Raw genomic sequence first — 8,141 nt, 5'->3', positions numbered from 1 at the left:
AAACGGTCCCAAAGGTTTCCGTGGCGACCGTGGCCTGCGCTGCGCCTCATCGCTCGAGTCCGAAGAAACTAAAACGCACCGGAATAGGACCATGCGGGGTTCTGACTTGCGAAACATCATGGTTCGCCTCGGATCTAACTTAAGTCGCCATCGACAGGGCTCCGGCGATTGCGCACTAGTATTGATCACTCAAGGGCTGGCGCAGATGGAGCGTGTCCCACCTACCGGGGCCCGGGGAGCCGTGTACGGGTGATGGCCCGGCAATCTCAACGCAGGACCCGAACCGGCGACGCTTATTCGCCACGAGTGCAGCCGCTGTGTGGATTGCCGCAGGCCTCGGGTATATGATCCTCGAAGCCATTGCGGCCGTGGCCTTTCGCCACCATTACAGCTACGCCCACAACTTCATCAGTGATCTCGGGGTCACCTCTCGCGGCATGTTTCAGGGTCGCATGATCGACTCCCCGCTGGCCTACCTGATGAACACCGCGTTCTATTTGCAGGGAACTCTGTTTCTCGTTGGTGCCATCCTCATCGTTCGGGCTTTCGAAACCCACAAGGCTGCATTGTTTCTCACTCTCGCTGCCACGAATGCGGTCGGCAACTTTCTGGTAGCAGCCGTCCACAGCGGACCCATCGAGCAGGCCGACGGAACCACTTGGGTGCATGACACCGGCGCGCTGCTTGCGATCATGGGAGGCAACGCGGCTATCCTGGCGGGATCTTCCATCGCTCGGAACGTCAGTGGGCCATGGTATCGCGGCGTATCGGCCGGGCTCGCTGTGCCCGACCTGCTGAGCTTCATGTTGCTCGTTATTGAGTCGAAGTTCGCAGCGATAAACATTCTGCCGCCCGCAGTATGGGAGCGATGTAGTGTCTATTCGATCATCGCGTGGCAAATGTTCACCGCCGCCTACCTACTTACTCGCAGTCGCTGCCGCAGTGGCGTAGCCGTTCTTAGTCGATCGTCTCGATGACTGCGCCCGTACTGATCTGCCCGTCGGTGAGGACGTCGGCGCGCAGGCCCCCCCGGTGGATCAGGCCGCGGAGCACGCCCTCCGTGGTGAGGCGTTCCAGGTGGGAACACGGCTCACACAGGCGCTGGCCCAGGCACTCGACGTCTCCGATACGAAACCGACGTCCGACCAGAGCGTTCAGGTCGACCCCGCGAGTGACGATATTGCGACGCGCCTCGACGTACTCGATGTTGCCGCGGCTGGGCAACACCAGCTCGTCAAGGACTTCGGCTGCGATGAGCGTGAGGTCGTAGCCGCGTGCGGTGTCATTGGCCGGAGTGAACGTTCCTGCTTTCGCCGCGTAGCGGTCTCCGTCGAGCCCTCGGCCAGCCAGAGCCCGCGCCCGTTCCCTCTGGCGCATTGGGGCAGTCGCCTGTTCTGCCACCGCGATCGCTTCGACTCTGCCGCGCAGTGAGGGCAGCGCCGCACCGGGCGTGGTGAATGCCGGATCAAGCCCAGATAGCACGTAACCCTCGCGGACTGGCAGATCGGTCGCTGCGGCGCCCAAGAGAGCAGGATCTTGCGGGCTGAGGACGACCCCGGAAGGGGTGCCGAACATCAGCACCGCTGTCCGGTCATCGGCGGGTCGCTCGCCGTCCATGTCCCCGAGAACGGCGAGCCAGTAGCCGGGCCAGGTGAACCGCGCGGGGTTGGCGATCGGAACCAGCCCGGCGCCTCGGCCGGCCAGCCAGCTTCGCCAATACGCGATGGCTCCGCGAAGGTCGGCTCGTGGCTGGGGTACATCGGATAATGGCGTTTCGGTCACCGACGCGACGCATGCGGCGAATGACCTCACGATCTCCGGAATCCCCTCGGTGTGAGGCAGATCAACGTCGATCATCTGCCGATCCTCGCACATCGCGGCAGGGCAGGCACCTGCGGCGGCCGACCCGCCACGTCCTAGTCAGAGCGGAGGGCTCATCGGGCGTCTTCGTCGGCGTAGGCGTGGATTGCGCTGCGCGGCGCTCATCGGATTCCCCGTGCCTGATAGCCCTGGGAGGATCAAGATCAAGAACGGCTTGGTGCGTAGTGCGAGGTAGAGGTCTTCGAGCACCCACGACTCGAACCAGAGACCCGCGCCAGCCGCGACGCTGCGCAGGACACCAGGCACCGCGGACGCATCCCTCCAATTCACGCTCTCAGGAGGTTCGGCAGTGATGAGTGAGAGAAGTCGTGACGCGAGCTCGGGTGGCACTGGGTAGTTGATCAACGCCGACGGTCCGCATCGGCTAATTATCGTCGCTGCTATGACTCGGCTCTCCGAGTACGTTGCGGTACTGGCGACACTCGGGATCGGGCGGCCGGCGGTCGTTCAAGCTTGGTAGACGGGTGATGTACCGCCGTGCCGAGGTAGAGAAGTGGCTGCAGGAGGCGCAGTGATCGCACCGATGCAATGGGAGCTGCCCAGCTGTCGAGGCCGATTTGCTGGCTTGCGATTCTGCGTTAATTGCACATGACCGCGTCCCTACGAGCGGTTGCTGTAGATGCCATCGGACGCCGTGGCCACACTTTGGCCACACTTTGGCCGCAGGAACAGTTAACTCATGTGAACTACTGTGATGTTTTTCCGCAGCTAGCGCCGATTTTAGCTCCTTGAGCAGGTAGCTGAATAGGGTTCAAATCCCTCCGCCACCGCCAAAGCTGTACGGGCATCGCTGCAGGTAGATAAACATTTTGAAGTTTGTTACATACTCTCGTGAGCACCCAATGAGCGCGTTTTGCGCACACTTTCGCGTGAATAGTTGGCATGCAGCGTGGTGGCGACGGCGTCCAGGTCGGTATCGAACAGGCCGCATAGGTGTCCAGAGTGACCTTCGGTGTGCCCAAGCATCCGTTGCAGCGCCAGCACGTTCACTCCGGCGCTGATCGCAAGGCTCGCGCAGCTATGCCTCAAATCGTGGGGAGTGATCTGCTGAACCCCAGCACGTTTTACCGCGGCGGCAAACCACCCGCCCGATGACTTCGGGTGGGGTAGATAGCCGCCGGCTGGCCCTGAGAACACCAGATCGCCCGGCGCCTTCTCCTTGCACTGCAAGGACAGTTCTTCGAGCACGAATGTGGGCACCGGCACCGACCGCACTTTGCGGCCCTTCGTCTGCCCAACCGCATAATCGTGGGAATGGACAGAGCAGGAAGTCAACGATGCCGCCCTGCGGAACTTTCTGGGCCCGTTGGCTGTTGGGATCAAACCACCGCCGTCATACACCTGGCACGTGCCACCAGTGCCCGGCTCGGCGTCCGATCTTGAAAACTCTTGGCGCGGAACAGGGTATTTCCAAGGAGATCTGTGATGGCATACCGCGTAATGGCGCCATTGGTACTCGCGAAAGATCGGGACGGCAACATCCGGTACCTCTATCGCGATATGGCCAACATTGGGGTGCCCATCAACCACGGCGTGATCATCACCTGGCTGTCCGATGAGCAAGCTGAGCAGTTCCTGCTAGAGGGCCTAGTTGTGCGAATCGAGGAGGGAGCCGTGGATCCTGAAAAAGGCGGCTCCGATCCGCTACAAGACTGCCTCGAGGCGCTTGAACGGCGAGGCGTAGACCTGACCGGAGGGGGCGCCCACCGCCCGTGCCGCTTTGCGCGACGCGGGGTTGCGCTTCGGAAACGGCGTCGTCGCTGCGGCGATCAAGACCCGCAAGGAAGCGCTGCTCGCGTTGTCCGGGACAGCCTCGGCATGAACCTTGTCCGCGCGTTTCTGTCGGACGCTGCACGCGCGGACGGGAGGCGCCGGCCGCACCGCTGCCGCGGTTGACAACGCTCGCGCGACGGCCGGCGCCGAACACAAAGTAGGGAGATCACACAATGGACGACCAGCAGTACTGGGACACCATGGCCATACACCGGGCACTGATCCGGATGAGCGATAACCCTCGCCAGAGTTTGCGGGCCGACCCGCTTTCCGGGCAGCTTATGCACCAAGTGAACGGCGCCTGGCGTCAGGAGCGATTCGGACACGGCGCCGTCGATTACTTTCGCATGCCATTCTAGGAAGCGTCATGGGCTGGGAGCCGGAGTCGTTCACGCCCCTGCAGCGTCGGGCAGCATCGAAGGCGATCGTCCGCGCTCAGGTTCTCCTCGACAACCTCGATCGCGGGGAATTCGGCGCTCATAACATCGAGGCGGTCAGCACAGGTCCTAGAACAAGGTTGGATCGGCCAGAACGACGGCCGGCGGTACGTCACCGATGCGTGTCACAACAAAGGGGGTCTTGTACACGGAGCCTTGATGGCCGCACTCGTTGGTGATAACGGCGTCGGTGGCAACACCTCGCAGTGTCCCGTCCGCCTGCGGCTGAAATGACCAGCCGGAAGTGGTCATCTGGGTGCCGTTGCCTGTGGTACACGGGGTGGGGTTTAGCAGATTAGGTGTGTCCTGCCAGCTTCCGTCGATGAACCGAACGACGTCTGCAAGACCCGAGGGCTCCGTCTGGTTATTGTCGGCGAGGGTGGCCCCGGTGGCGACGCATCGGGTAGGCGTACATAAAGAGCGAAACGCCCACCAGTGGGTCTCTGTTTTTCCGCCTCCCGTCGTGGGGTTTCTGTTGACGGTCTGGTGTGCGTTGTCGTAGTCGAATCGATAGGCGCCGTTTAATACCGGACCTGCGACAGGCGGTGCTGGGGCGCTCGTCGAGGGTGAGGCCGCCACTCCTGCCGGATCAGCCACGGAGACACCCATAGGCCTGTCACCAGTGCGGTTCGCGACAAAAGGAATTTGAACCACCTTGCCCTGATTGCCGCACTCATTCGTGACGACAGTGGTTGTCGAAATGCCTCGGAGCGTGCCGTCGGTCTGCGGCTCCATAGACATCGCCGGCACCATGGTTTCTGTGCCTGCGACGACTTTTCCGTCGTCCCCGAGGCACTTGGGTTCATCATTTTGGAATCGCGGAGGCCTCTCCTGCCAGTGGCCATCGGCGAAGCTCAGGACGTCTGCGAAAGTCGGGGTGAGCATGACTTCGGGGTTGCGTGGATCGAGTTTGGTCCCTGCAGCAATGCATCCTGTGGATGATTTGCAGAGCGAACGGTAAGCCCACCAGCTGCTGTTACCGGGGTCGGTCTGCGAGGAGACCGGGGCGCCGTTGTCCGTCCGCTTTGTTGTGTCGTAGACCAAGCGGTACGTGCCATCCAGTATGGCGCCGGGCAGGGAAGGAGTGGTCTTCTGCTTCTGCTGGGTTAGGTAGCCGATGGCGCCGATGACGGTGAGCACGACCACTGCTGTCGCCGCCGCGAGGAGGATCCGGCGCCGCCTGCCCCCCAGAGCTGTCGACCCCGATTTCGCGGCCATCGACTCGCCTGTCGCGCTGTGTCGGCCCTTGCGCGTTGATCTGTTGGACGGTCTAGCGTCTTGCCCCACGGCATGGGCGGCCACAGCCTTGGCGCTGCGATCGCTTTTCGAGTCGGCGGCCCGCTCCTTGAGGGCTGTGGCGAACTGCCGGCACCGGTCGAAGCGGTCGGCGGGATCCTTGGCCAGGGCAGTCCATAGCACTTGATCGAACTGCACCAAATCCGGGCGCCGATCGCCGAGCTTCGGTAGTACTCCGTTGAGGTGTTGGCTAATGACGGCGACCGGGTTGGAGTGCTGATAGGGCGGCGCCCCCGTGAAAAGGTGAAACGCGGTGGCGGCCAGCGCGTACTGGTCGGCGCGCCCGTCAATGTCCGAGCCCATCAATTGTTCGGGTGAGGAGTAGGCGACCGTGTCCGCGGTGAGATTTGTGGCGGCGAGTCCGCTGATATCGCCCCGCTGCCGCGCTATTCCGAAGTCGACCAACAGGATCCGTCGTACACCGTCTTCTGGATTTGCGAGCAAGATGTTGGCCGGTTTGACGTCGCGATGCAGCAGGCCCCGCTGATGGGCGTGGTCGAGCGCGCCGGACACCGCGTTGACGATGGCCCACACGTCACGCGCCGGCATTCCCGACGGGTACTCGTCTTTGAGTAGCTGCGCGGCATCGGTGCCCTCGACGTAGTCCGTCGCAATCCACAGGCGGCCATCGAACTCGCCGTGATCATGCACGCGAACGACATTTGGGTGCCACAGGGTGGCGGCGAGGTCGGCCTCACGGTGGAATCTGTCACGGAATTCCCGGTCCGCTGTCAATTCCTCGGCAAGGATTTTTAAAGCGTCGCGCCGCGGCAAGTGGGGGTGCTGGGCGAGGTACACCTCGCCCATGCCCCCAGACCCCAGCAGACGCAGGACCTTGTAGCCCGCGAACTCTGCTCCGCCGACCAACGGCATGGGCGAACAGTACCCATGGAAGCGCTGAAGCTAACATCCCTGCTCGCCCGCGTCGCTCAACAACAGAAGATCACCCCGGCCGTGCACCCCGGCTACCGCGGACTGCACGGCAACGAGCCGGCGGCTAAAGCCGGCGCCCCGAAACCACGCCACCTGACCGCCACCGCCGAGACACCGGCATTCAGGGCGTTCCGAAATCAGACGACGGTCCAGCACTCCGGCATGTGCAGCACTCTTGCGTCGTGCTGAATGCGGGTCAGCGGTTGGTGGACTCGGCGACGCCGTACCGGGGCAGGTTGCGGTTAGCGGAACGTTGGCATGATTTCCTTGGCATAGGTGCTCAGCTGGTAGCGGTGGATGTCGCTGCGCTCGTCGTCGGGGAGTGACTGGGCCCACGTCTCATAAATTAACCACTCCAACTCGCCGCCACCGTAGACACTCGCCACCTCCGCGATCTGGTCGCGGACCTGGTCGGCGGTGCCGCACAGCAGCTGGCCGCTCTCGATCATTCGGTGCGTCAACGCTCGCGCATCGCCCAGATCAAAGGGTAGGTCGGGGTCGTCGGCGGGGGTGCGGAACACCTCGGTGAAGCCGAACTTCTGGAAGAAGTTCTGATACCAGAACCCATAGGTTCGGGCAGCGAAGTCGAACGCTTCGTCGTAGGTGTCGCCGAAAGCGATCTTGATCAAGACACCGAAGTTCTGGCCGAGACGCAAATCCTGACCGGCCTCACGCGCGGTGTCGCGGTAGAGCTCGGCTGTCGCGTGGGCCCGTTCGCGGTTTCCTGACGCCAGAACAAGGGTGCGCCCGTGTCGTGCGGAGTCAATCGCAGTCTGTGGTGAAAACGTGTTCGGGATGAAGACCCTGGGGCGGTGCAGCGGCTTCGGGATGACGCCGATCTTGCGGATCGTACCGTCTGCGTCGACCTCGCCAGCGCCGCCATAGGTGCGCGTCCAGTCCGCGAGCGCCCAATCACGGATGCCGTCAGCCGGAAACGGCGCCTGGTAGAACTCGCCGTGGTGGTTGAACGACTCCTGTGTCCACGCCTTCTCGATAACTGCGAGGTACTCGTCGAATCTGGCCCGATTGCGCTGATCGGACGCCGGGTTCAAGGCGACGACATTCTCCGACTGGGTCAATGTCTGCATCCACCGGGTCTGGTAACCCCGGGCGAACTGAACACCAGCTAAACGATCCGGAAACAGGTGCGTGAACAGCGCCAAGTCCTCGGCCACCCTGATGGGATCGTGCGACGTCACCACCACCGACATCGGCATGAACTGAATCTGTGAGGTCACCGCCGCTAACTTGGCGTAGACCAGAAGGGGATTGGGTATCGATTCGCCCCCTTCGGTCTGCAGGTGATGTTCGGTGCTACCGAAGCCATCGAAGCCAAGCTCGTCAGCCAACCGCGCGGTCTGCTCATACCTGCGCAGCATGTGCTGGTAGAGCTCGACATCACGGGTCACCGGACGACGAGCTCTGCGTTCCTCGATCGTCACCGGAACGGCCGCGGTGCTCATCAGCAAGGTTTTCATCAGTCCTCCTAAATACGAGTGAATTACAACGGGGCCCGGCGCTTGCCCGAATCTCATGCACGAGACCGGACCGCGGGTCGAGCAGGGTTGGTTTGCAACGTCAGCGGTGAGCCGACGGTTCGCGTCGCCAGGGTGACTGACGTCGATACCGTGGCTCCCAGATCAGCCGGTAGACCAGCCGCAGCGGGGGCGGGACGATGCCGAGCACCTTGTCCCGGGTGGCCGGCGGAGTGGCATCTAGCAGCCACGGGAAGAACCACCCCGACCCGTTGAGGCCGATGCGGCGACGCTGATCGTCGCCGAACGCCTTCCACTCCCGCATGGTCAGGATCTCCTGCACGAG

General features: G+C 62.8%; 8 protein-coding genes and 2 pseudogenes. 5 read left to right on the top strand and 5 right to left on the bottom strand.

Translation table 11 applies throughout. The annotated features are described in order from the left end of the window. Positions 1-212: 212 nt before the first annotated feature. Positions 213-977 (top strand): DUF998 domain-containing protein, encoded by a 765-nt coding sequence (locus JWP83_RS21975; protein ID WP_367185663.1) that lies wholly within the window; start codon positions 213-215, stop codon positions 975-977. On the opposite strand, the gene JWP83_RS21970 is transcribed toward JWP83_RS21975, so the two are convergent. Beyond that, the gene (locus JWP83_RS21970; RefSeq protein ID WP_297734720.1) at positions 958-1,857 is read right to left on the bottom strand and encodes an MOSC domain-containing protein; all 900 of its coding nucleotides are present in this window, start codon (positions 1,855-1,857) and stop codon (positions 958-960) included. The genes JWP83_RS21975 and JWP83_RS21970 overlap by 20 nt on opposite strands. 428 nt (positions 1,858-2,285) lie before the next feature. Here JWP83_RS21970 and JWP83_RS21965 point away from each other — a divergent pair, with 428 nt between their 5' ends. Then, positions 2,286-2,396 carry a hypothetical protein gene (locus JWP83_RS21965; RefSeq protein WP_297734717.1) on the top strand — a complete coding sequence of 37 codons (111 nt, stop codon included), beginning with the start codon at positions 2,286-2,288 and terminating at the stop codon, positions 2,394-2,396. Positions 2,397-2,700: 304 nt separating this feature from the next. Here the strand turns inward: JWP83_RS21965 and JWP83_RS21960 are convergent. After that, positions 2,701-3,129, bottom strand: a pseudogene (locus tag JWP83_RS21960) (tyrosine-type recombinase/integrase); the annotation flags it as partial. A gap of 177 nt (positions 3,130-3,306) precedes the next feature. Here JWP83_RS21960 and JWP83_RS21955 point away from each other — a divergent pair. Both JWP83_RS21955 and JWP83_RS21950 read left to right on the top strand, forming a co-directional pair. Beyond that, the gene (locus tag JWP83_RS21955; protein ID WP_297734726.1) at positions 3,307-3,777 is read left to right on the top strand and encodes a hypothetical protein; all 471 of its coding nucleotides are present in this window, start codon (positions 3,307-3,309) and stop codon (positions 3,775-3,777) included. A gap of 50 nt (positions 3,778-3,827) precedes the next feature. Then, a complete protein-coding gene (locus tag JWP83_RS21950) occupies positions 3,828-4,013 on the top strand; it encodes a hypothetical protein (RefSeq protein ID WP_297734713.1) in 186 nt (61 codons plus the stop codon). Between the two features lie 147 nt (positions 4,014-4,160). Here the strand turns inward: JWP83_RS21950 and JWP83_RS21945 are convergent, their stop codons facing one another. After that, a complete protein-coding gene (locus tag JWP83_RS21945) occupies positions 4,161-6,260 on the bottom strand; it encodes a serine/threonine-protein kinase (RefSeq protein ID WP_297734710.1) in 2,100 nt (699 codons plus the stop codon). Between the two features lie 15 nt (positions 6,261-6,275). Between JWP83_RS21945 and JWP83_RS21940 the strand changes: the two genes are divergently transcribed. After that, positions 6,276-6,509, top strand: a complete 234-nt coding sequence (locus tag JWP83_RS21940) for a hypothetical protein (protein WP_297734707.1) — start codon at positions 6,276-6,278, stop codon at positions 6,507-6,509. A gap of 53 nt (positions 6,510-6,562) precedes the next feature. Here JWP83_RS21940 and JWP83_RS21935 read toward each other — a convergent pair whose 3' ends face one another. Both JWP83_RS21935 and JWP83_RS21930 read right to left on the bottom strand, forming a co-directional pair. Further along, positions 6,563-7,798, bottom strand: coding sequence for an LLM class flavin-dependent oxidoreductase (locus tag JWP83_RS21935; RefSeq protein ID WP_297734703.1), 1,236 nt, complete (start codon positions 7,796-7,798; stop codon positions 6,563-6,565). A gap of 100 nt (positions 7,799-7,898) precedes the next feature. Beyond that, positions 7,899-8,141: pseudogene (locus tag JWP83_RS21930) on the bottom strand (hypothetical protein); the annotation flags it as partial.

Origin of the sequence: Mycobacterium sp., from assembly GCF_025965855.1 — a bacterium.
In the GTDB taxonomy this organism is placed as follows: domain Bacteria; phylum Actinomycetota; class Actinomycetes; order Mycobacteriales; family Mycobacteriaceae; genus Mycobacterium.
The sequence above is the reverse complement of the archived record's forward strand: the minus strand, read 5'-3'. Positions and strand labels throughout refer to the sequence as shown.